This window comes from Chryseobacterium arthrosphaerae (genome assembly GCF_001684965.1).
Lineage (GTDB): Bacteria > Bacteroidota > Bacteroidia > Flavobacteriales > Weeksellaceae > Chryseobacterium > Chryseobacterium arthrosphaerae.
Map to the genome: position 1 here is coordinate 2,336,987 of NZ_MAYG01000001.1, position 23,406 is coordinate 2,360,392.

Consider the following 23,406-nt stretch of genomic DNA (forward strand, 5'->3'; position numbering starts at 1 on the left):
TTCAAACTGATCACTCAGAAATCACCCTTACCATTCCTTTCACCATTACAAGCTTTTCCATGAGCTCTTCCCTGGAATCTGCCAAAACATTGATGTGTCCCATCTTTCTCCCTGGCTTGGTTTCTGTTTTTCCGTATAGGTGGATGTAGGTTTCAGGAAGTTTGAGTACATCCTCCATTCCTTCATACACTACTTTTCCGGCATATCCTTCTGCTCCTACCAGATTCAGCATTCCGCTATAGGTAATGGCATCGGTATCTGCCAGTGGTAAATTCTTTACCACACGGTACATCTGCTCAAATTGTGAATTGGTATTCCCTTCCTGGCTCTGATGCCCGGAATTGTGCAATCTCGGAGCAGTTTCATTGACCCAGACTTTTCCTTCTTTATCAAGGAATAATTCAATAGCAAAAAGCCCCGGAGAATTTACAGCCTGTAAGAATTTCTCTGTAATGACATCAATCTGATTCTGAACGTCCTCAGTAAGAAGAACCGGACATACATTAAAATCCAATAAATTAAGTTTTGGATCTGCCACCATTTCCGTTACAGGGAAAGTATTGGTTTCTCCTTTTTCGTTTCTGGCAACGATTACGGAAAGTTCTTTATCAATATCCACCAGGCTTTCGATCACTGAAGCTTCTTTCCAAAGATGTTGAAAATCAGCTTCTGTACGGATCACCTGTACTCCTTTTCCGTCATATCCGCCGGTATTCATTTTCTGCACGAATGGCAAAGGCATGATGATCTTTTCATCACTGTTCCATACCACCTGAAATTCCGGGCTTGGGATATCGTGAGCTTTATAAAATTCTTTCTGAAGGATTTTCTGCTGGATCGTCCTGATGATGTTGGCATTGGGAACCACTTTTATCCCCTGCTTTTCAAGTTCAGCCAAAGCATCGGCATTAACGTGTTCAATCTCAATCGTTACTACATCTTTTCCTTTCCCGAAGTTCAGTACTGTTTCATAGTCATTGAAATTTCCCTGTGTAAAATACGAAATGTTATGACATGGTGCATCAGAAGCAGGATCCAGTGTATAAAACTCATCATCATACTTTAGTGCACTTTGTATCAGCATTCTTCCCAGCTGTCCGCCTCCCAGAATTCCTATTTTCATTTTTTATTTTTATTAGATTTACTTTAATTTATTGAATCTTGTCAATTTTCAGATATCCGAGTCCCATCGGGTTTTTCTGATCTGCCACATCCGACTTTGTAAGCACGATGGAAAATTTTTCCTTCATGGATGCAGGAAGAATATCATTCACATTGTAAATGTCATCAATATCCACTCCATGTTTATCATCAATATGGCTTACAGCGCCTTCAAATCCCATGGTCTGGTAAAATTCGGTAGCTTTTGCCCTTTTGACGATTTCTCCCATCGATGTTCCTACCATCAGGTGCTGCTCGTGGAACTCTTCAAAGAAGCCGGGCTTATAGCCTCCTAAATTAAGGAAGTATAGCTGCTCTTCAGAAGCTTTTTCTCCTTTTTCTACGATCTTTACCTCATAGCCGTCTGCAAATTTCACTTCCTGGTAACAGTCCAGGTGGATCTTTCCTTCTGCTTCCTTCCAAAAGTCTTTCATATCAGGAACCAGGTCTTTAAGGCTTTCTGCAATTCCGAAAAATACGTCATGCTGCTCAATGTTTCTTCCTTTGGGGGTTGCCCCAAGGATCACATAAAATAATTTCATTTCACTTTTCATGCATACAAAAATACGTTAAATTTATCTTTTTCAAATGTTTGGCAGACTACCACAATAATTTTATATTTGTAGCATTAATTGTAGTATGTCAGAAATCATCATACTCTTCCTTGGCGCAATTTCCGCCGGTCTTTTAGGTTCACTTACGGGTTTAGGAGGAGGAGTTATTATCATTCCTTTATTAACGCTGGGTTTTGGCGTTCCAATGCATTATGCCATCGGTGCTTCACTTATTTCGGTAATCGGTACCTCTTCCGGAGCGGCCGTTGCTTTCGTGAAAGAAGGTTTCACCAATATGAGAGTCGGGATGTTTCTTGAGATAGCCACTACGGCAGGAGCTATTGTGGGAGCACTGGTTTCAGGAATGCTTAACCCGAATACGATCGGGATTATTTTTGCAAGTATTCTTCTTCTTACCGTTGTTTTAAATCTTAAAGGAAAACCGGATCATCAGGAACCGCTGATCAAAGGAAGCCTGGAAGAAAAGCTGAAACTATACGGAACCTTCCCTGATAAAGGAATTCTGAAAAGTTATTCTGCAAGAAATACAGTTCCCGGATTTTTGATGATGATGTTTGCCGGTGCCATGTCCGGACTTTTAGGAATAGGTTCCGGAGCTTTGAAAGTATTGGCTATGGACAATATGATGAAGCTTCCGTTCAAAGTGTCTACCACCACCAGTAATTTTATGATCGGAGTAACGGCTGTAGCCAGTGCCCTGATCTATTTCCAGAGAGGTGAGATTATTCCGGTGATCGTAGCACCTGTACTGATTGGTGTGGTGATAGGAAGTTTTATCGGTTCAAAGACCCTGATGGTTTCAAAAACAAAGAAATTAAAAGTATTCTTTGCCATTGTGATTACCATTCTGTCGATTTATATGATGTATAACGGTATCAACAAAAGCTTCAGGTAATGAAAAAGAATTTTACAGATGTAGATCTGAACCGTTCGGTAGGAAATCTTCTGAGGCTGGGTGTTATTTTATCTGTGGCAACTTCACTGATCGGTTTTATCAAACTGTTTGTTGAAGGTTTTGAAATGCCTAAAAAATATACAAGCCTTGTAGTGGGCACCTCTTCGGAAAAGATATGGGGCCACTTCTGGGACTCTTTGTGTAAAGGAGAGGGAATGGCTATTATCCAGCTGGGGATCCTCCTTCTGATCTTTACCCCTCTGATGAGGATTGTCTTTGCTCTGATAGGCTATTTAAAAGAAAAAGACTACGTGTATGTAGTCATTTCTTCTATTGTTCTTGCGATAATGGCGGTAAGCTTTTTTGCAGGATACGCTCATTAATTTTACATTTCATAAAACTCCAGTGGCAGCTGATCAGGATCCTGGGTGAAGAAAAATTCTTTCCCGGTGAATTCATCTATCCGGATTTCTTCACAGCTCAGGCCCTTACCTATCAGCTCATTCCGTTTCTCTGACACATTTTCAACTGAGAAAGCAAGATGCCTCAGGCCACAGGCTTCCGGGCGTGAAGGACGCTGCGGTGGATCAGGAAAGGAAAATAACTCAATCACATAATGATCTCCGATCGCAAGGTCAAGTTTGTAGGACTGTCTTTCTTCCCGGTACACTTCCCGGATGATATTCAATCCTAAAATCTCTGTATAAAATTTCTTTGAAACGACATAGTCTGAACAAATAATAGCAATATGATGGATCTTCATTTTTATAAATCTTTAAGTTTTTGCAGCATCAGGTTTTTATACATCTTTCTGAGCTTATGATCAACCTGGGTACTGTCCAGATTCTTTTCAACCAGCATGGAATGTACAATAATCTGACTGCTTTTAGGCTGTTTCCATATGGAAAGCTGTATATTTTTCACCATGGAGCCTGCCCCTATCTCCATTTCGTCGATCTTATATTCAGTACTTTCTTTAATCCTACGGTTCAAAAGGACCTTTAAAGAATCATTATTAAATTCAAAAACGTCTTTTCCGTTCTTAAGGTTCCCGGCATTCATTTTTCCTACTCTCAAAACTTCAAATTCAGCCTCTCTGATTATTCTCGCAGTGTCTTTATAAATATGGATATTCCTTTTTTTGAATTCGTTCAAAATTTCTACATCCGTTTTCTTTACTTCAACGAGGAGATTATCAAATTTAACATTCCCGGAATATCTGTTATACCGGAAATCTCTTGGCGGAGAGGTCGACATCAGTATAAGAACAGCAGGACACAACACTACGGCTGGATTTAGCTTTTTAATGCTGAAATTATTAATAAATTTATCATTTTTAATCAGAATATAAGGAACCGGCAACAACATTAGGACCAGCATATCCGTATAGTCTACCACCCTATGGATCCCTATGGGAGCAATATGATTATAAGCATTAATGAAACCTTCCGAAAAAGGAGACTTCCAGAAAGCAAATAATACTCCTGCTGCCCAAACAGACTTATGCTTCAGCCCCGGAAACAGGTATGTCAAAAGCATCGGCAAAAGAATAATCCCGACAATATCAGACAGCTTCCCGGTAAACCAGCTTGTATAATAAAATTTAAAAAAGTGATCATTCAGAAACAGAATGAGCAGGCAAATCAGAAAAACGGGATTAAAGATCAGATTTTTGTTTCTCATTACTGTATTTCTTTACATTTATCTTTTCTTCTTGTATCAATGATATACTGAATTTTCCATTCATTATTCTGTTTCACCAACTGAAAACTATTTGCTCCGCAATGGGAGAATTTTCCTTTTAAATAAAAAGAGTAAGGTGTAAATACACTTGCCAGGTTTCCGTCTGTATGAACGGCTTCTATCTCTATTTTTTCTTCAAGATCCCCTTTCGGAAACTGTGAAACAGAGGTTATAAAATCCTGTATGCTGTCGCTTTTTACCGTTCCGTCTTTTGTGATGGTCTGAAGCACCGCATTATCTGTAAAAACAGATTTCATTAATGCTGTATCTGCATTTTTCATAGCCAGAAAAAGATTCCGGATGGGTTTTTCTATTTCCTGATTCTGCTGCCCAAAACAGAGTGTTCCAAGCAATAGAAAGATTCCTGATAGTTTATTCATGGGATAAATTTAGACAGATAAAAATATGTAAAATAAAATTTAAATTGATTAACAGATTTTAAAATTCATTTTCCTTAAATTGTAAAAAAATTATTTCAGCCAAAGCATTGATATGTGGATTACTTATACGATTCTGGCCATCCTACTGCTGGTCATGACTATCCTTCCGAAAATTCAGCATTCTCACTGGGTATTCCGTGTTCCTGAATTTGCTAAAATACAGATAACTTATCTGATTCTTTTCACTTTTCTATTAGGATTCACTATTGATTCTACAGATTATTTATGGTATTATCAGGGGCTTCTTCTGGTTTTATTTGTTCATCACAGCCATATCCTGATCAGATATACGCCTCTTTATCCTGTAAAAAAGCATAAACAGCGTCACAAGTCTTCCGAAAAGCTTCATTTTGTTTCTGCCAATGTTTATCAGTTCAATAAAGAATATGACAGATTCATTAAGCTTATTGAAAAATACGGTCCGGACTTCTTTATGACGATGGAAAGCAACGGTGACTGGGAAAAAGCGATGCGGAAGATAGAAAAAGAATATCCTTACCAGCATAAAGTAACGCTTGAAAATACCTACGGGATGCATTTCTATTCCAAAATTGAAATTAAGGAAGCCACAACGCATTATTTTGTAGCGGATGATATCCCGAGTATTGAAATTCATATGAAAACTCATGATGGTTTTTCTTTTGTTTTCTTTGGGGTTCACCCGCCGCCGCCAAGTCCTACGGAGGAAGAAACTTCAAAGGAAAGAGATGGAGATCTTCTCAGTACGGCCAAACGCGTAAAGGACATCAAAAAACCGGTCATTGTAGTAGGGGATTTCAATAATGTAGCCTGGTCAAGGTCATCTGTACTTTTCAGGAAAACAAGCCATCTGATTGATCCGAGGATCGGCCATTCTTTTGTTTCTACTTTCCATGCAAAATATCGCCTTTTACGGTTTCCTATCGACCTGATGTTTCACAGCGAGGATATTTTTATCAAACAGCTGAAGACATTGGAAAATTTTGGTTCGGATCATCTGCCGGTCTACTGTGAATTTTTCATAGACCATCACAACGATGAGCAGGAAGAACTGATAGAAACGGCCACTTCTGAAGAGAAAGCCGAAGCTGAAATCATGATAGAGGAAGGTAAACAGGAAGACGGAGAACGGGAGGCCGTAGTTACCGAAGATTAATAAAAAAAGTGGATCAAAAATCCACTTTTTTATTGTTTATTAAAACTTCATTACATCCTTCACAACTCCATTTTTCTGGGTATGCTGCAATAATTCAGCTTCAATGAAGGTTTTAACTTTTTCCTCTGAACCGTCAGCCGGAAAAAGGAGGTGTACGTTTGCACCTGCATCCAAAGTAAAGAATAAAGGCAGCCCGGTTTCTTTTCTGAAATCCCAGACCTTGTTGATCACTTCCAGTGTTCCTGTTTTCATGAGAATAAAAGCAGGATCACTCATCATCATCATGGCATGAAGGGTAAGTGCTTCGTGCTCTACCAGCCTGATAAAGCCTTCCATATCTCCCGTCTTCAAAATCTCCTTCATCGGAACGAAATTTTCCCTTGCTTCCTGAAATCTTCTTTCTGCATAAGGATTGGTATTCATCAGACCATGACCAACTGTTGAAGAAACGCTTTTCTGACCTTCATGAATCAACAATACCCAGTCATTAAAATTCCTGAAAATATCAAGAATTTCCGCATTTGGATACCGCACTGCGAACAGGTCTGAGCTTCCCTCTACCTCCTCTGTATCTCCCCAGACAACAAGACCGTTGTAAAGGCTTCTGCACGCACTTCCGCTTCCTAATCTTGCTAAAAATGAAGCTTTTCTCAAAGATTGTTCCTCTGAAGTTTTTCCTGTGAACGTTTCATCCAATGCCATCAGACATTTTGCAATGGCCCCGAATCCGGAAGCAGAACTTGCAATTCCTGAACTGTGCGGAAATGTATTTTCTGTTCTGACGAGGTATCTTCCCTTTAAAATCCATGGAAGGTACTGCTCAATATTTTTAAAGTATTTTTCGATCTTTTCAGCAAATTTCACTTCTTCATTTCCAGCCAGGAAAGTCTGTACAGAAAAAGGCTCATCCGCTATAAACTCCATAACAGTATTGGTCTTGCAATGATTAAGAGTATAACTGATACTTGGGTTGGCAGGAATCTGGTCTTTATATTTCCCCCAGTATTTGATCAGAGCAATATTGGACGGACAGCTTTCTGAAACTGTCCGGGTATGGATTGTAAAATTTTCTTTTCCTATAAATTCTTGTGTTGTCATAGTTTGATTTAAGTGATCATACTTCTTTTATACCCCCCTCTCCGGAGGAGATGAATTTCACGGTTTTCAGTTGTGATCATCGTGAAAAAAGGTTTTAAAATAAGGATTATTTTAAGTTGTACTCTTAATACATCTTCTCTATTATATCTGCATATTTTTTAAGAACGACATTTCTTTTTACTTTCAGTGTTGGGGTTATTTCCCCTGTGTTGATATCAAATTCCGCCGGCATCAATGTAAATTTCTTCACTTTTTCATAATCTGCGAGATGATTTTGCAGTTCTTTGATTTTCTCTTTGTAAAGGCTGATCACTTTTTCATTTTTCACCGCTTCTTCCCAGTTTGTAAAAGGAATATTATTTTTTTTGATATAATCCTGTAAAAATTCAAAATTGGGAACGATAAGGGCAGAAACAAACTGTCTTCCTTCTGCAACCAGCATGATCTGCTGGATAAAATTATTATTGGTCAGAAGGTTTTCTATCTGCTGCGGAGCAATGTATTTTCCGTTGGAGGTCTTCATCAGGTCTTTGATCCTGTCTGTAATGATCAGGTTGCCTTTATCATCAAATTTCCCGGCATCTCCTGTTTTGAACCATCCGTCTTCTGTAAATACTTTCCGGGTCTCTTCAGGTTTATTATAATACCCTTTCATAATCCCGTTTCCTTTAGCCTGGATCTCATCACTCTCCCCGATACGGAGCTCTACTCCCGGCAATGGTTTTCCGCTGGTAGCATGCTCAAAATGGGTTAATGGAAACAGCGTAAGCGTTGCTGTTGTCTCCGTCAGCCCATAACCTACCGTTACGTGAATTCCTACTGACTCAAAGAATCTGGTTACTTCGGGTGATAAAGAGGCTCCTCCGCAAGGCAGGAACCAAAGTCTTCCCCCCATTTTTGTTTTGATCTTACTGAAGACCAGCATGTCTGCTATAGATTCTCTGAATTTCAATCCAAAAGGAATGGATTTTTCATTTCTTCTTAATTCGGCAGTTTCCCATCCTGTTTTTAAGGCCCAGTCAAAGATTTTTTTCTTCAGAGATGAACCTTCTTCCGCTTTTTCCAATACTCCGGCATATACTTTCTGGAAAAATCTCGGCACAGCGCACATCATCGTTGGTTTTACTTCTTCCAGAGCTTTGGCCACATTTTTAGGATCTTCAAGGAAATACACTCTGGCACCGCCATAGAGGCAAAGTAAACTCCAGCTTCTCTCAAACACATGGCTTAAAGGAAGGAATGCAAGAGAAAGTTCCTCCTGAAAGTTTTTAAATTTAAAAAACTCAAAGTGGGAATCAAATGCCTTGACGAAATTTCCATGGGTAAGCATCACCCCTTTCGGAGTACCTGTGGTTCCGGAAGTATAGATCAGCGTGGCTGTATCTTCATATTCTTTTTTACAGATTTCCAGTTTTGGAAAAGCTTTCGCAATGAAGTCTTCCAGGTAAAAACTGTTGAATTCTTTTTTGATCCATACTGCTTTTTTAGAAACAATAATGGTTTCAAGGTGATTGGTTTCTTTATGTAAAAGTTCAAGGCAGGCATCATACTGCATCTGATTTCCCACTAAAACGGCTTTAGCTCCGGAATCATCAATGATATACTCTGCCTGTTCCGCATTATTGGTAGAATAAATAGGTACTGTGACCGCTCCAATAGACATGGAAGCCAGATCAAAGATCATCCATTCTGAGGAATTGTCTGAATAAATCGCTACTCTGTCGTTCTCCTGAATTCCCGCTTCTTTGAGTGCATTTGCTGTTTTAAAAATAATCTCACTGAATTTTTTCCAGCTCAGCTCTTTCCAGGCTGCCTCTTTCTTTTTAAAACCAATAGCAGCTTTTATAGGATGCTTTTCTACATTTTTAAGGATAATTGCCTCCGCAAGATTCATTTCTTCAACTTTTTGTCGTTAATATAATTGTTCAGGTGAAAGTCGATACTTTCTTTTACAGGAATAAACTGATACTTCAGCTTTTCTTTGACTTTGTGATTGGAAATGGTGTTGAATGAAGAGATGGCCTCAATATTGGATCCGGTAACCATTCTCAGTTTTGGGATCAGCCATCCGAAAAGGATATTGGCAATTCTCCCTATATTTAATACGGATTTTGAAAGGATTCTGGCATCTTTGAGCCCTAGTCTTCCTCTGATCTGTCTGGCCAGATCAGCATATCTGTTATTTTCAGCAACAATGATGAACCGCTCTCCGAAAATATTGTTTTCCATCAGTTCAATGGCTGTTTTTGCAACGTCTCTCACATCTACATATGCGGACCCTCCGGAGAAAGTAAAGCTATTGTCTTCAAAGGTAGAAAAAAGCTCACCGCTGCTTTGCGTCCAGTTTCCGCTGCCCACGATCATTCCCGGATTGATGATCACCACATTAAGTCCTTCGGCAGAAGCTCTCCAGGCTTCCATTTCAGACAAATGTTTAGAAATAGCATAGGCTGAATGTTCCAGTTTTGGGTTAAAATCAGACTCTTCATCCAGCTCTCCTTTTTCATTGAAATTATCCAAAACGGCTACTGAACTTACATGCAGGAATTTTTTAACATCTGATCCCTCGCAGGCATACAGCAGGTTTTCTGTACCTTTAATATTTGTAAGGTACATTTCCTTCTCATCTTTGGGATGAAAACTCACTTTTGCAGCGCAATGATACACCTCATCCACTCCCTTCAGGGCGTCTTTTAAAGAGTCCAGGTCATCAAAATCTACGTTGACCCATTCGATCTTATTAAAAAAATCTTCGGGATGATCTGTATAAAAGCTGTATGAATGCTTTACTTCGTTTAAATTGCTGCCCGGTCTCCTGGAAGCACGTACACTTTTACCTCTCTTCAGAAGTTCCAGAACGATTATTCTTCCCAGAATTCCGGTTGCACCCGTTACAAAAACCATTAATTATTTTACTTGATTGCTGACTAAAATATGACAATATTTTCTATCCGGCAATTCTTCAGGTTCCTGCCAAAGTTCCTTTGAAAAACTGCTTTTGCAAATTTGCGATTTTTAAAGCAAAATTCAACTTTATTTAACCAATATTATCATTTTGAATATGATAAATATTATCCTGTGAAATGGTTTAAACCACAAAAGGTGCAAAAGTTTTTGAACACTTTAGTTTTTTTAAGTGACAAGCTTTACGCAGAAGAAGTACACGGAAGTTTTCGAAAATCCGAGATTTTCTTTATTGAGTACTCAATTTGTAACTCATGCGTACTTTGTCATTTCGTAAGAAATCTAGCCGTACCAATTGAGGTGCTAAAAGATATATGAATATTTTTTAACCACAAAAGGTGCAAAAGTTTTTTTGAACACTTTAGTTTTTTCTAAGTGACAAGCTTTACGCAGAAGAAGTACACAGAAGTTTTGAAAATCTGAGATTTTCTTTATTGGGTACTCAATTTGTAACTTATACGTACTTTGTCATTTTGTAAGAAATCTAGCCGTACCAATTGAGGTGCTAAAAGAATATGAATATTTTTAACCACAAAAGGCACAAAAGTTTTTTTGAACACTTTAGTTTTTTCTAAGTGACAAACTTTGCGTAGAAGAAGTACACGGAAGTTTTCGAAAATCATAGATTTTCTTGATTGCGTACTGAATTTGTAACTCATACGTACTTTGGTATTTCGTAAGAAATCTAGCCGTACCAATTGAGGTGCTAAAAGATATATCAATATTTTTAACCACAAAAGGCACAAAAGTTTTTTTGAACACTTTAGTTTTTTAAGTGACAATCTCTGCGTAGAAGAAGTACACTGAAGTTTTGAAAATCTGAGATTTTCAGGTTGGTGATAAAATTCTCAATTGAGGATCTGAGATTTTTTTTTCGGGTTATTCCGGCAAATCGAAGATTTGCCGGAATAACCCGAAAACCAGAAGTCCTGAAAGTTTTTTAACCTTTCAGGACTTCCATCGCTATTCAAAATATTTTTAAACCAGCACCATATTGTTTCTTCTTGGTGCTTTGTCACAGAGAACATCTGCAATACTTTTCGAAATAAGGTTTCCTTCTGTAAGATTATCCAGCCAGAAGAATTCACCGGCCGCATTGATCTCGATGAAATAATACTCATCTTCAGGAGATACAATCATATCAATGGCTCCATAATCCACGTGATAAACATCTAAAAGTTCCAGTAATTTTGCTTCCACATCTGCAGGAAGCTCTATTCTGTCCCATTTATCGATCAGATTGATTCCATCTTTTCTCCAGTCTATTTTAGCATCTTCATACTTCTGGGAGTCAATTTCAAATGCATAGACATCTCTTCCTACAATCGTAATACGAAGCTCTTTTTTCTTCTGGATCATTTTCTGGAACTGCATCGGACAGTAAAGAAGAGAATCCAGCTGTTCCAGCTTATCTTCGCTCACCACATTGGTAAAGACCACATTTTCCACTCCATCTTCATAGATCGCAAAGCCTGTCTGCATTTTAGCTACCACATTCTGGTGTTTCAGGATAAACTTCTTTGCTTCTTCAGGATTATTGGTCAGGCAGGTTTCCGGAATGGTCAATCCTATTTTGCTGGCAATTTTCAATTGTTCTTCCTTACTGTCGAGCCTTCTGTACACTGCAGGTTTACCTAATGAATAAGCATCCACTGCTTCGAAGAAACCGAAAAGGGTATTCCGGATTTCGCCCATTGCAGCTCCGTAAAATTTAGATTCTATTTCTTCTTTCAGGCCGTTTCCGATGTTGTAAGCCCTTCTGTACCAGATGGCAGAAATGTCGTCTAAGCGATGTTGTGTCTCCGGTGTTTCAAGAATACTGATCCATTCTCCATCCTGGAAAACAGTTGACAGTTTATTTTTTAAAGGGTATAGATCCACATCAAAACGGATAACCTCACAGTTATTCTGTTCAATGTATTCTGTTACTTTTTCAATTGAAAAATTATCTGCAGTATGAGTGATAATTAAAATTTTATTCATGGAAATTAATTCTTTTGATAAGATTATCGGCAATTCTTTCTGCTATGGGAAAACCAAGCTCTTTTTGCAGCATTCCCCACTCACCCTGTGGATTGACTTCAAGGAAGTAATATTGTCCGTCTTTTCCTTTGATCATATCGATAGCCCCGATGTAGAGTCCCATTTCTTTCATCATGGAAGTCAGATTCTTTCTGACAGGATCAGGGAGCTCATAAGCCGACCAGAAATAGCCTTCCCGGGCTATTCTCCAATCTGCGTTTTCACTGTTATTGATCATTCCTGTGAAAAATTCACCGTCTACATAGACAATTCGCAATTCATATTCTTTATCAATATAAGGCTGAAAAATCATTGGGCAGTATGCAATATCCGAAAGATGCTCCAAAGTTTCTTCTTCAATAACAGTCGTAGAGATCATATTCTCACCACTCATTGTTTTTGCCGTCACGCCATGAAGCTTGGCAATCGCCTTCCCATCACAGTACTGATGAAAAAATGCTGTTATTTTCTCATCATCATTGGAATAAATGGTTTTGGGAACCGTTAAATTGTTTTTTTGGGCCACTTTCAGCTGATGCATCTTATTGCCGTCAACCTTTTTTTCATTTTCATAAGGATTGATCCAGGGAATATCTTCCAGAGTAGTGATCAGATTGTATCGGAGATTTCCATATTCATTCAGAAATATCTTTACATAATCCTCGTCCAGCTCTTCCGGAACGCTTATCCTCCAAGCTTTCCTGTGCCACACTCCTTTGATATCATCAGAATGAACTGTATTTCCGGACTCGTCGGTAAGTTCAAACGAATTTTCATTGATACTGATTTTCTGAAAATGATTCAGGCGGTCAGAATTCAGTCTGAAATAAGGAATATTTTTGGAAGAAAGGTATTCGAAAAAGATTTCGATATTATAAAAGTCCTGTGAATGGGTGATACAGAGAATCATTTGCCGGTTTTTATTAAAAAGGGAAACTTAAACATTAAGTTTCCCCTATTATGATTTATAGTGTGTTACTTCTATAGTGGAAGAATAATAACATCATCATCACCGTCAGAAGGATATTTGAGCGTATGCATCATATCATCTTTAGGAGAAGTTACGACATCTATTGCCGGCTTAGTAATCACGTCTCTTTCAGGAATTGATACATCAGTACCTCCTTTTACAGTTTCAGGGTCCTTAATTTGCTTTTCAAGGAAAGAGGCAAAAAATGGTTTCTTTTTTGAATTTTTGTTTTCCATAATGTTAAAGTTTTTGATTTGATAAATGATTAAGTCAGATTTCTATGACTACAATTCTACCTCCAGCACATGGTCATCACCATCTGAAGGATATTTCAGTGTCACATTATCGTTAAGAGGTGTACTTACGGAGTCTTCAAGTGCTGCAGTTACAATAACCTGGTCTTTAACAAGCGAAGTAACGTCATCAATTTTTACTGAAGTAATTGAACCTCCTTTTACATTTTCAGGATCTTTGATCTGTTTTTCTAAGAATGTAGCGAAAAATGGCTTTTTCTTTGAATTTTTGTTTTCCATAAGTTAATAATTTTATTTTTTTGATTAACCAAAGTACAAAAAATTCAACTCATAGAGAAATAATACCAAACTTTAATAAAATTTTAACATATTGCTGAAAATCAGAGAATAAAATTAATTTAATCCCAAAAACTCCTTCACTACATTAGCAAAATCAACCGGATTCTCAGCCTGCACCCAGTGGCCTGCATTTTTCACGGTTACTACTTTAGCTTTCGGGAACTGTTGTCTGATGCCAAATTCATCCTGTGGCAGAATATAATTCGATTTTGCCCCTGCAATGAATAATGTATCTCCTTCAAAAACACCGAATTTAATGGCATTGGATACAAATTCTGTATATTTTTCAGATAATGTTTTAAGGTTAAATCTCCAATTCAGCTTTTTATTTTCATCCCAATATAAGTTTTTGGTTAAAAACTGTATGGTTGATTTTTCCGGGATATACTGATTCAGGACCTCTTCCACTTCGTTCCTTGAACTTACCGTATTAAAATCTACACTTTCCAGTGCTTTTATGATCCCCTGATGATGAGGAGGATATGCTTTTGGCGAAATATCTACTACGATCAGCTTCTCAACCTTCTCCGGATATCTGATGGCGAACTGCATTACAGCCTTCCCGCCTAAAGAATGTCCCAAAACATGGGCCTTCTGAATGCCATAATGATCCATATAACGGGCAATGTCATCCGCCAGATCATCATGAGACATCCCTTCAGAATGGAAGCTTCTTCCATGGTTTCTCAGGTCAATCAGATGTACAGGGAGATATTCTCCCAGGTCTTTCCCGAAACTTCCCCAGTTATCAAGCATTCCAAACAACCCGTGGAATACCAGAAGCGGTGTAGCTGTTAAGCCTTCGCCAAATATTTTTGAATTTAAAATTTCCATATTTTCTACCATTTTGCCAGTCTTTTCAAATAAGCCTGAACCGTGTTTTCCAATCCCATATAAAGGGCTTCAGAGATTAAAGCATGACCAATAGATACTTCAAGTAAATTCGGAATAGTATCCGCAAAATATTTTAAATTATCCAAGCTTAAATCATGCCCTGCATTGATACCTAATCCGAACTGAGTAGCAGCTACAGCTGTATCATAATAAGGTTTTATCGCCTCTTCTTTATTGATAAGATAGTTTTTTGCATACGCTTCCGTGTAGAGCTCGATTCTGTCTGCTCCTGTTTTCGCAGCATATTCTACCAATTCCGGCAAAGGATCTAAAAAGATCGAGGTACGAATTCCTGTCTTTTTAAATTCTGAAATGATGTCTGTAAGATAATCCTGATGCTTTCTTGTATCCCATCCTGCATTGGAAGTAATGGCGTCATCTGCATCCGGAACCAGGGTTACCTGCTCAGGTTTCACTTCCAGCACCATATCAATAAAGCTCTGGTGAGGATTTCCTTCAATATTAAACTCAGTCGTAACCAAAGGCTTCAGGTCATAGACATCTTTTCTTGTAATATGCCTTTCATCAGGTCTGGGATGGATGGTGATCCCCTGCCCTCCGAATTCCTGAATTTTTACAGCTGCTTCTGTAACGCTTGGTGTTTCACCTCCTCTTGCATTTCGTAACGTCGCAATTTTATTAATGTTTACGCTTAGTTTTGTCATTTTTTATTTTAGATGTTAGATATAAGATGTAAGAAGCTGGAAGCATGGGCTGGAAGTAAATCCAGACTTTGTACTTCTATTGTTCTTCCACATTTATGATCATTTAAAAATTTTATTTAAAATTGGTTTAAAAGGTGCTGACACTTTCAGCTTACCCATTCTGCCTTCCAGCTTTTCTACACTTTTACGCTGACCTGCATCACCTGAAGCTCAAATTCTTTAGAAGCTACCAGCAAATGGTCAAAAATATCAGCCTGAATCTGCTCAAAACGCACCCATTGGGAATCATTGGTAAAACAATACACCTCAAGAGGTAAGCCTTGCGGCGTAATATCCAGCTGGCGGACCATCCGGGTACCGTTCTTGTCTATATCAGGATCATTTTCAATATACATTTGTGCATAATACCTGAAAACCCCGATATTGGTAAGCTGTCTTCCGTTCACAATTTTATCTTTATGTTCCAGACTTTCTTTTTCTTTTCTGATTTCTGTAGTTCTCTCTTCAAGATAATCTGAAATGAGATTGATTTCCTTTAAACGTTCAATATCCTCATCGGTGAGAAACTTAAAGGAATTGATATTAAAATAGATCGATTTCTTTATTCTTCTGGTATTGGATTCAGACATCACCTGCATATTTTTGATCTCTGTGGTCATCAGATCATACGTAGGAATCGTAGAAACCGTTTTGTCAAAATTGGTAATTTTGGTAGTCAGCAGGTTAATTTCCGTGATATTTCCTTCAATACTGTATTTGGGTATGCTTACCCAATCTCCTACTTTTAAATTTTTGGAAGTGGCCACGTGCAGACCGGTTACAAATCCAAGGATGGTATCCCTGAAAACAAGTACCAGCACCGCTGTAATTGCCCCCAAACTCCCCACAATAGTGGTTCCTTTAATTCCGAAGATCACACAGATCCCAACTACGGTAAATATGAAAAGTCCTAAGATTTTTACCGTTTCCGAAATGGCATTGAGCGCCATGATTTTATAGAAATCCTGCTTTATGCTGAAATAATTCCTGAAGGCAGTCAGCGATCTGTAAAGCATTCCGGCAAGAATCAGTACCAGACCGAGATTGATACATCTTATGATAAAAACAGTCGTTTTCGGCAAGGCATTTTCAGGAAAAATGGATCCCTGTATTGATCCTACCACAATCAGGGCTGCAAAATGAGCTACAGAGTTGGTAATTTTAGACTGGTAAATGGACTTCAGGATGGGAAATTTCTCTTCATTATGAAAGAGCCTGAACACAAAATTGATGATAAACTTAAAAATAAAATCTGTGATCAGCAGCAAAACAAGCAGTAAGCTCAGTTTTACAATGATATGAAAAATCCAGTCCAGTCCGGATGGTGAAATCCGGGTGATATAAATATAAAGCTGCTCACTCAGCTCCTGTATAAAGTTTTTGGTTTCTTGTAACTGGTCATTCATTACAGCAAATTTATGAAATTAAGAATCATGATTTTTATTCATCATCAATTTTCATCCCAAATTTTAAACCCGATACCCTATTTTGTTTCAACTCTTACTGCTTCCCATGACCTTTCATGATTTTCATGAATATGAATGATGGCCAAATCAGAGAGGTTTCATATCTTCGCTCATATTTAAAGAAATGGATACAACGATTATTAATATACTTTGTCTTATTTTACTGTTTGTCGGGATACTGGGGACATTCCTTCCCGTCTTACCGGGACTTCTGCTGAGTATCTGCGGACTTCTGATCTATAAGTTCGGGACAGATGCAGACCTTCCGATGATCTATGTATGGGCTTTCGGGATCCTTACTGCCATATCAGCCGTTTTAAGCTATGTGATTCCGGCAAAGACCAACAGAAAGTATGGAGGAACCCGCTGGGGAAGTATCGGCTCAGTAGTTGGAACTATTGTAGGGATATTCATTCCTATTCCATTAGGCTTTCTGATCGGGATGTTTGCCGGTGTTTTTATTGGTGAGCTGCTTCATGACAGCAAGGATATGAATAAGGCTCTTCAGTCTACTAAAGGAGCTCTGATCGGGTTCATCTATGGAACAGGATTCAGTTTTGTTGTAGGAGTGGCAATGTTTTTGGTAGTACTTCTTGATATGCTTAATGTTATTTAAATAATTAAATATAGAAATCATGTTCCATAAAGCCATCATCCTTAGCTTAGGGATATTTGCATTAGCAGGATGCAATGCCCAGAAAAAAGATAAAACAGCTGTGAAAACTTCTGAAAAACAACCTTCTGCCAAAACCACCTCATCCGGAGATCAGCAGCAAGGTATTATTTATTTCAATGAAGGAGAAAATAAGTTTCTGGAAGAATATCAGATGAATGTAACCTTCAAAGGAATATCTGAGGACAGCCGCTGCCCCGAGGGAGTCAACTGTATATGGGCCGGTGCAGCTCTTGCACAGGTTGAAGTGATGGGAACTTCTACCAGACCCCGCATCCTGAATCTTGCCAGTACAGATTTCCCATCAAGAAATTACAAACAATCTGCTGTTTTTAACGGATATACGATTACTTTACAGGATGTGGCCCCTTATCCTAAATCACAGGAAGGAGCAAAAGCATTGAACGGAAAGTACAGGATAGGAATTACCATCAAAAAAGGCGGAAATCCTTCAGATACTACCAGGAAATAGGCTTCTTCCCTTTGGAAACCAGGTATTCATTAATTTTTGAAAAAGGCCTGCTTCCAAAAAAACCTCTGTAAACGGAGAACGGCGAAGGGTGTGCCGATTTCAGAATAAAATGTTTAGCCGGATCAATAAGTTCGGCTTTTTTCTGTGCAAAAGCGCCCCACAATACAAAAACCACATTTTCTTTTTTATCGGAAATTTCCTTAATGATAAAGTCTGTAAATTTTTCCCATCCCAGATCTTTGTGTGAATTGGGTGAATGTGCACGAACCGTAAGCGTAGCATTCAACAGCAAAACGCCTTGTCTCCCCCAATCATCCAGCTCTTTGGAAGTACGTACCACTCCCAGATCATCTTTGAGTTCAATAAAAATATTTTTAAGGGAAGGCGGTGCAGCCACCTGCTCGGAAACAGAAAAGCACAGCCCGTTGGCCTGGTAATCATTATGATAAGGGTCCTGCCCGATAATTACTACTTCTACATCATCAAAAGCCGTCAGCTCCAGTGCTCTGAAAATCTGGTTCTTCGGCGGAAAAACTTTTGTTGTTGCATACTCGTTCTTTACTTTTTCCCAAAGGGTTTTAAAGTATTCCGTACTTTTTATCGGGGCTAAAATTTCTGTCCAGGTCATACTGCAAAAGTAATTAATATTAAAATAAAAGCATAGACTGCCCATAAATATCTTCATTTTTTCATAGCTGACCAGGCTTCGTAATAGATCCTCTCTGAAACGGAAATATATAAGGTTACTGATTTTTTATCATATCCTGTTTAAACTGAAGATAACATTTTCAGGGTTGTTATTATCTTTCATACCTTCTTCTGAAATAAAACGATGTTTCAACAGCAATGACTGTGATGCTTCATTGAATTGGTGGGTATAAGCCAGAATCTTTTGTAAGTTGAGCTCATCAAAACCATATTGTAAAACCCTATTCAAAGCTTCGCTCATGATCCTTTTTTTATGATAGTCCGGCAGGAGTTCATACCCCACTTCAGCTGTTTTTCTGTCATCTGAGAAATTCCATATACAAATTGTTCCTACAAGATTTCTTTGATCTTTAAAGGAAATTCCCCAAAACAGCATATCACCGTTCCGTATTTTATTTTTGATATGAAGAATAAACTCCAGTGCTTCGTAATTATTTTGGGGCGAGTTTCTTTTTACATATTGATTGATATAAGGATTACTCCTGATCTTCAGTATATCTTCAGTATAACTTTCATCAACTTCTTTCAGGATCAGCCGTTCTGTTTCAAGTTTCATGTAAAGGATTTATTATTCGGAATCATGAATTTCATCTTATACAAAAAGGTACAATCTGGTTCTTGAAGACCGGGTTTCTTCATAGTCAAAGTATTCATATCCACCACTGCTGTTTTTCCTTACAATCTCTTTTTTAGGAGTAGTGTCATTTTGCTGGCTGAGATTAATGATTCTTTTTACCTCATCATCCCGAAAGTTTCTCAGTCCATAATTTTTGGTCTGAGTTTTTTTCGTCTTTTTAAAACCTGTTTTCTTTTGAACTTTATTCACTCTTCCATGCTCATCTTTTTTGATCTGAGCCTGGGCTCCTGCTGAAAGAAAAAGCAGGGTAAACAGTAATAGTCTCATGGATCTTTTTTAGTTATTGCAATATAAGGCTTATTTTGCTATGATAGTGCCGGGTGTAGAGTTTGACTGTAAAAAATAACAGAATAGAGACATAATTCTTCATTAATCTATTTTGTAAATCGCTCAAATATACGTAATCATCAAAATTCTCACTAAATTTGCACTGTGTATATAGATAAAGAAGATTTAGACGAATTAGAGTTTCCGCAATTGCTCGCGGAAATCTCCCCATTTGCGTATTCTCCGAAAACAAGAGAAAAAATTCTTCAACTTCGTCCGATGGAAATTGACGAGGCGGAACTTTCACTGAAAAAAACCTCAGAATATCTGTCGAGTTTTGAAAGTTCAAATGCGATTCCGTTTGATGAATATGAAGATATTGAAAGTGAGCTGAAACTGATGCTGATTGAAAATTACCGTCTTGAAAACAGTGCTTTCATCAAAATCAAAACCATCACGGAACAGATCGGAAAACTGCAGAAGTTCTTTCCTACCATGCCGGAAACTTTTCCTACTCTTATGGAAGAAGCTTCAGTATTGGAATTCAGAAAAGAGATTATTGAGAAGGTAGATAAGGTTTTCAACCGCTTTGGTGAAGTAAAAAGTGAGGCTTCCCCAACTTTAAAAGGCATCAGAACTGAAATCCAGCATGCTAAAAAAGCAATTCAGGAAAATTTCAACAGGGCCCTTACCACGTATGGGCAGAGCGACTTTCTGGATGATATACGGGAAACGATTATTGATGACCAAAGGGTGTTGGCGGTAAAATCAGGATTCAAGAAAAGAGTTCCCGGAAGAACGCTTGGAATTTCCAAAACCGGTTCTATCACCTATATTCAACCGGACAGTGTGGTAAAACATTACTTTAAGCTCCGGGAGAATGAAGAGGAAGAGAAAAAGGAAATCGATAAAGTTCTGAGAAAACTTACTGCTGAACTGGCAGAGTTCCAGCCTCAGCTCTGGAGATATCAGGTGTATATTTTTGATCTTGATCTGGTAAGGGCTAAAGCTAAGTTTGCCGATCTGATCAATGGAGTTCTTCCAAAGATCAACCGCCATAAAACATTAAGATTAAAGGATGCCTTCCATCCGCTGTTATGGCTGAGAAACAAAGTGGAGAATAAAACAATCCACCCACAAACACTTACTTTAACGGAGCATAACAGGATTATCTGTATTTCCGGACCGAATGCGGGAGGAAAATCAATTACCCTGAAGACCGTTGGATTACTACAGCTGATGATTCAGAGTGGTATCCTGGTTCCTGTTCATCCGAAGTCCGAGATGTTCTTTTTCGAGAAGATCATGACCGATATCGGTGATAATCAATCCATCGAAAACCATTTGTCAACCTATTCATCAAGATTGAAGAAAATGTCCGGGATCATTCGTGAGGCAGATTCAGACACCCTTCTGCTGATTGATGAATTTGGAACCGGTTCCGATCCGGAATTGGGCGGGGCTTTGGCAGAAAGCTTCATGGAGTTTTTCTATGATAAAAAGAGTTTTGCCATTATCACCACGCACTACACCAATATAAAACTGGTAATAGAACAGCTTCCCAATGCTCAGAATGCAGCAATGCTTTTCAATGAAGAGACGCTGGAGCCGATGTATAAGCTGGAAGTAGGACAGGCAGGAAGTTCATTTACTTTTGAAGTAGCTGAGAAGAACAAAATCCCGAGGTTTATCATTCATTCTGCCAAGAAAAAGGTGGAACATGATATTGTGAACCTGGATAAAACGATTGTAAAGCTGCAGCAGGAAAAGTTCGAGGTTGAAAAACTGAAATCCGATCTTGCTGAAAGAAAAGAGTCTGTAGAAGATAAGCGTGATAACCTTCAGAAACTGAACGACCAGCTTCAGCAGAAACTGTTTAATTTCCAGAAACTGTATGAAGAAGAACACCGTAAGCTTCAGTTCGGAAACAAAATCGAAGCTTTCATCGACAGCTATACCAAAGGAAAGTCTAGAAAAGATGTTGTGAAAGACTTCGTAAAACTGCTGGAACAGGAGAAATTCAGAAAGCTTGGGGCTGACAAAGATGAATCCAAACGCCTTCAGGTCGTAAAAAGAAAGATCACCCAACAGCTTAAAAAGGAAGAGGTCATTGAAAAAATTGCCGAAACCAATGAAAAGCTTGAAGAGAAACGTAAAAGCGACCGTGCCGTATGGATGAAAATAGGTCAGCGTGTACGCATCACCGGAAGCACCAGTGTAGGAACTATTGAAAAGATCTCCAGAAACAAGGTGATTGTCAATTACGGAACCTTTAAGACGACGATTGATGCAGATGAACTTGAGAGAATTTAAGTGATTTTAAAATTACATGAACGCAAATAAACAAAGAGAGAGTACTGATACGTGCTCTCTTTTTATATTTATCTGATATTTTTCTTATTTTTAAAGAAAACTATAATTTATGAAACCATTAAAAGTACTTTCAGATCTTTTGCCGATACCAAGTTATACGGTGATCATCCTGTGTTTTTTCTTTCCTTTTTTTCTGATAAAATGTGGTGATACCACTCTGATGTCTCTCAAAGGAACAGATCTGGTAACGGGAGTTTCTAAAAAAGACATGAGTAAACGGATGAAAGAAAACCTGAAAAAGAACTCCCCTTTTGGTTCTGCATTCGGGAATGATTCCGCAGATCAGTCATCAGATACAGACAGTGAATATTCCCCGCTGAATGAATCCCGGGATAAAAAAGACAATGAAAATATTCCTCCCAGCCCTCTTATCATCATTGCATTTCTGGCTGCCATTGCAGGAATTATTGTTCAGCTGATAAAAAGTGTCAGAAAAAAATACCTGTATCATATTGTATTTTCTCTGATAGGGCTTCTTTCTTTTCTAATATTTTACTGGACCTTTCAATCCAAAATGGAGGGACTTGGAAACAATAAAATCGGAATGGGATTAGGAGGCGGAGTGACGATCAGTTATGGTTTTGGAACTGCATTTTATTTAGGGGCCGTCCTTTTTCTGGCCATTCTTCTTTTCTTCGGAGTATTTTCCTATTTCCTGAAAAATGATCCGGAAGCTATCTATGGGGCGCCAAAACAAAATACAGAAACCTGATACAGAAAGCAAATAAAAAAGATAGCAGGAAGTACGGCAAGATCATTCTCTTCCGCATTTAATTTATATATTTGGGGATCAAAAAATTTTCACAATGACTTTCATCAACAAAGCATTTTATCTGTCCGCATTCAGTTTTTTGTCCCTAGCCTTCGTTAAAGGCCAGAATAAAGTTCCTTTTGGAGTTGTAAAAGCCGAAGAAGGATATGCCAATGTACGGGTACATAAAGATAACTACAGAAAAATTGTAGATAAAATCCGTATGCGTAAAGGAGATGTATTTGTTTATGTAAAGCCTGCTCCCGGAGAAACGGAATGGATCTGGATCAAATATCCTGAAAAACAGGATGAAGACAAGCCGTTTGTACGCTATGAAACCCTTGACAGGGAAGGAATGGTGAATAAAGAACGTATTGCTTATATCGATCAGCTTCCTGCCTATACTCCATCAAAATCCAAGAACGGAAGGTCACTGATCTTCACAGACAACTCGGACCCGAAAGTCCCTACAGCCCAGAGAAGCAAAGTAGTAATTGATGTTTACCCTTCCAATGCCGGTTATCGTAAGAAAGAAAAAGATGCAGACGGCAAACTTCTTACCATCGATAAAGTAAAGCCGTGGGGAATAGGGAACGATCTTCCTGAAGGAATGACAGAGATCAAATCGATCCGGGTACAACAGCCGGGAAGAGGTTCGGTTTTCGTAAGAGAAGCGATCAAGAATATGTTTCAGCCGACTATGGATTTTGAAAACGTAGGAGTAACCGCCCTAGACAATGATAATATTTTTCTTTATATGATCAATGGTACCGGGGAAAACAGATATACTACCCTGTGGACCATCAAGAAAGGAAGAGTGATCAGCCAGATTATTTACCATAATCCGGAATAAATTCATTATTTT

26 protein-coding genes are annotated in these 23,406 nt (G+C 38.4%); 8 read left to right on the top strand and 18 right to left on the bottom strand.

The features are described from left to right. Positions 1 to 10 precede the first annotated feature (10 nt). Positions 11 to 1,123 (bottom strand): 5-(carboxyamino)imidazole ribonucleotide synthase, encoded by a 1,113-nt coding sequence (locus BBI00_RS10440; protein ID WP_065398709.1) that lies wholly within the window; start codon positions 1,121 to 1,123, stop codon positions 11 to 13. Between the two features lie 28 nt (positions 1,124 to 1,151). After that, positions 1,152 to 1,703 carry a DUF1543 domain-containing protein gene (locus tag BBI00_RS10445; protein WP_065399705.1) on the bottom strand — a complete coding sequence of 184 codons (552 nt, stop codon included), beginning with the start codon at positions 1,701 to 1,703 and terminating at the stop codon, positions 1,152 to 1,154. Between the two features lie 97 nt (positions 1,704 to 1,800). Between BBI00_RS10445 and BBI00_RS10450 the strand changes: the two genes are divergently transcribed. Continuing rightward, positions 1,801 to 2,631, top strand: a complete 831-nt coding sequence (locus BBI00_RS10450; protein ID WP_065398710.1) for a sulfite exporter TauE/SafE family protein — start codon at positions 1,801 to 1,803, stop codon at positions 2,629 to 2,631. Beyond that, the gene (locus BBI00_RS10455) at positions 2,631 to 3,014 is read left to right on the top strand and encodes a DUF1634 domain-containing protein (protein WP_065398711.1); all 384 of its coding nucleotides are present in this window, start codon (positions 2,631 to 2,633) and stop codon (positions 3,012 to 3,014) included. The genes BBI00_RS10450 and BBI00_RS10455 overlap by 1 nt, the downstream gene beginning before the upstream one ends. A 2-nt stretch (positions 3,015 to 3,016) precedes the next feature. Here BBI00_RS10455 and gloA2 read toward each other — a convergent pair whose 3' ends face one another. Genes gloA2 through BBI00_RS10470 form a run of 3 tightly spaced genes read right to left on the bottom strand, consistent with a single transcriptional unit; the run spans position 3,017 to position 4,754 of the window. Beyond that, positions 3,017 to 3,394 (bottom strand): SMU1112c/YaeR family gloxylase I-like metalloprotein, encoded by a 378-nt coding sequence (gloA2, locus tag BBI00_RS10460; protein ID WP_065398712.1) that lies wholly within the window; start codon positions 3,392 to 3,394, stop codon positions 3,017 to 3,019. A gap of 2 nt (positions 3,395 to 3,396) precedes the next feature. After that, positions 3,397 to 4,314, bottom strand: a complete 918-nt coding sequence (locus BBI00_RS10465; protein ID WP_065398713.1) for a hypothetical protein — start codon at positions 4,312 to 4,314, stop codon at positions 3,397 to 3,399. After that, on the bottom strand, positions 4,314 to 4,754 hold the full coding sequence (locus BBI00_RS10470) for a nuclear transport factor 2 family protein (RefSeq protein WP_065398714.1): 441 nt from the start codon (positions 4,752 to 4,754) through the stop codon (positions 4,314 to 4,316). Before BBI00_RS10470 ends, BBI00_RS10465 begins: the two co-directional genes overlap by 1 nt. Positions 4,755 to 4,866: 112 nt before the next feature. Here BBI00_RS10470 and BBI00_RS10475 point away from each other — a divergent pair, with 112 nt between their 5' ends. Then, entirely contained in the window at positions 4,867 to 5,949 is a 1,083-nt protein-coding gene (locus BBI00_RS10475; protein WP_065398715.1) for an endonuclease/exonuclease/phosphatase family protein, read from the top strand. Positions 5,950 to 5,988: 39 nt separating this feature from the next. On the opposite strand, the gene BBI00_RS10480 is transcribed toward BBI00_RS10475, so the two are convergent. From BBI00_RS10480 to BBI00_RS10525, 10 genes are all read right to left on the bottom strand, one after another. After that, positions 5,989 to 7,047: a diphosphomevalonate/mevalonate 3,5-bisphosphate decarboxylase family protein gene (locus BBI00_RS10480; RefSeq protein ID WP_065398716.1), complete on the bottom strand. Its 1,059-nt coding sequence runs from the start codon at positions 7,045 to 7,047 to the stop codon at positions 5,989 to 5,991. Between the two features lie 124 nt (positions 7,048 to 7,171). After that, positions 7,172 to 8,941 carry an AMP-dependent synthetase/ligase gene (locus tag BBI00_RS10485; RefSeq protein ID WP_065398717.1) on the bottom strand — a complete coding sequence of 590 codons (1,770 nt, stop codon included), beginning with the start codon at positions 8,939 to 8,941 and terminating at the stop codon, positions 7,172 to 7,174. Continuing rightward, positions 8,938 to 9,951, bottom strand: a complete 1,014-nt coding sequence (locus tag BBI00_RS10490; protein WP_065398718.1) for an NAD-dependent epimerase/dehydratase family protein — start codon at positions 9,949 to 9,951, stop codon at positions 8,938 to 8,940. The genes BBI00_RS10485 and BBI00_RS10490 overlap by 4 nt, the downstream gene beginning before the upstream one ends. A 1,038-nt stretch (positions 9,952 to 10,989) precedes the next feature. Then, entirely contained in the window at positions 10,990 to 11,994 is a 1,005-nt protein-coding gene (locus BBI00_RS10495; protein ID WP_065398719.1) for an MvdD family ATP-grasp ribosomal peptide maturase, read from the bottom strand. Then, entirely contained in the window at positions 11,987 to 12,943 is a 957-nt protein-coding gene (locus tag BBI00_RS10500) for an MvdC/MvdD family ATP grasp protein (protein WP_065398720.1), read from the bottom strand. Before BBI00_RS10500 ends, BBI00_RS10495 begins: the two co-directional genes overlap by 8 nt. A 71-nt stretch (positions 12,944 to 13,014) precedes the next feature. Continuing rightward, positions 13,015 to 13,239, bottom strand: coding sequence for a microviridin/marinostatin family tricyclic proteinase inhibitor (locus tag BBI00_RS10505; protein ID WP_065398721.1), 225 nt, complete (start codon positions 13,237 to 13,239; stop codon positions 13,015 to 13,017). A gap of 48 nt (positions 13,240 to 13,287) precedes the next feature. Beyond that, complete coding sequence (locus tag BBI00_RS10510; protein ID WP_065398722.1) at positions 13,288 to 13,536, bottom strand: microviridin/marinostatin family tricyclic proteinase inhibitor; 249 nt, start codon at positions 13,534 to 13,536, stop codon at positions 13,288 to 13,290. 114 nt (positions 13,537 to 13,650) lie between these two features. Next, positions 13,651 to 14,442 carry an alpha/beta fold hydrolase gene (locus tag BBI00_RS10515; protein WP_065398723.1) on the bottom strand — a complete coding sequence of 264 codons (792 nt, stop codon included), beginning with the start codon at positions 14,440 to 14,442 and terminating at the stop codon, positions 13,651 to 13,653. Next, complete coding sequence (locus BBI00_RS10520) at positions 14,436 to 15,155, bottom strand: pyridoxine 5'-phosphate synthase (protein WP_065398724.1); 720 nt, start codon at positions 15,153 to 15,155, stop codon at positions 14,436 to 14,438. The genes BBI00_RS10515 and BBI00_RS10520 overlap by 7 nt, the downstream gene beginning before the upstream one ends. Before the next feature lie 176 nt (positions 15,156 to 15,331). Then, entirely contained in the window at positions 15,332 to 16,600 is a 1,269-nt protein-coding gene (locus BBI00_RS10525; protein ID WP_065398725.1) for a mechanosensitive ion channel family protein, read from the bottom strand. Between the two features lie 184 nt (positions 16,601 to 16,784). Here BBI00_RS10525 and BBI00_RS10530 point away from each other — a divergent pair, with 184 nt between their 5' ends. Together BBI00_RS10530 and BBI00_RS10535 are read left to right on the top strand one after the other, a co-directional pair. Beyond that, entirely contained in the window at positions 16,785 to 17,276 is a 492-nt protein-coding gene (locus BBI00_RS10530; RefSeq protein ID WP_065398726.1) for a DUF456 domain-containing protein, read from the top strand. A gap of 19 nt (positions 17,277 to 17,295) precedes the next feature. Then, positions 17,296 to 17,805, top strand: a complete 510-nt coding sequence (locus tag BBI00_RS10535) for a hypothetical protein (protein ID WP_065398727.1) — start codon at positions 17,296 to 17,298, stop codon at positions 17,803 to 17,805. On the opposite strand, the gene BBI00_RS10540 is transcribed toward BBI00_RS10535, so the two are convergent. The 3 genes from BBI00_RS10540 to BBI00_RS10550 all read right to left on the bottom strand — a co-directional run bounded on the left by BBI00_RS10540 (position 17,792) and on the right by BBI00_RS10550 (position 19,417). Beyond that, positions 17,792 to 18,433, bottom strand: coding sequence for a uracil-DNA glycosylase (locus BBI00_RS10540; protein WP_065398728.1), 642 nt, complete (start codon positions 18,431 to 18,433; stop codon positions 17,792 to 17,794). The genes BBI00_RS10535 and BBI00_RS10540 overlap by 14 nt on opposite strands. A 129-nt stretch (positions 18,434 to 18,562) precedes the next feature. Further along, a complete protein-coding gene (locus BBI00_RS10545) occupies positions 18,563 to 19,069 on the bottom strand; it encodes a GNAT family N-acetyltransferase (protein WP_065398729.1) in 507 nt (168 codons plus the stop codon). 36 nt (positions 19,070 to 19,105) lie between these two features. Beyond that, a complete protein-coding gene (locus BBI00_RS10550; protein WP_065398730.1) occupies positions 19,106 to 19,417 on the bottom strand; it encodes a hypothetical protein in 312 nt (103 codons plus the stop codon). 165 nt (positions 19,418 to 19,582) lie between these two features. On the opposite strand from BBI00_RS10550, the gene BBI00_RS10555 reads away from it, so the two are divergent. The 3 genes from BBI00_RS10555 to BBI00_RS10565 all read left to right on the top strand — a co-directional run bounded on the left by BBI00_RS10555 (position 19,583) and on the right by BBI00_RS10565 (position 23,394). Continuing rightward, positions 19,583 to 21,730 (top strand): endonuclease MutS2, encoded by a 2,148-nt coding sequence (locus tag BBI00_RS10555; protein WP_065398731.1) that lies wholly within the window; start codon positions 19,583 to 19,585, stop codon positions 21,728 to 21,730. Positions 21,731 to 21,839: 109 nt separating this feature from the next. Continuing rightward, positions 21,840 to 22,502 (top strand): hypothetical protein, encoded by a 663-nt coding sequence (locus tag BBI00_RS10560; RefSeq protein ID WP_065398732.1) that lies wholly within the window; start codon positions 21,840 to 21,842, stop codon positions 22,500 to 22,502. Positions 22,503 to 22,596: 94 nt separating this feature from the next. After that, positions 22,597 to 23,394 carry a hypothetical protein gene (locus BBI00_RS10565; protein WP_065398733.1) on the top strand — a complete coding sequence of 266 codons (798 nt, stop codon included), beginning with the start codon at positions 22,597 to 22,599 and terminating at the stop codon, positions 23,392 to 23,394. The last annotated feature ends 12 nt before the right edge of the window (positions 23,395 to 23,406 follow it).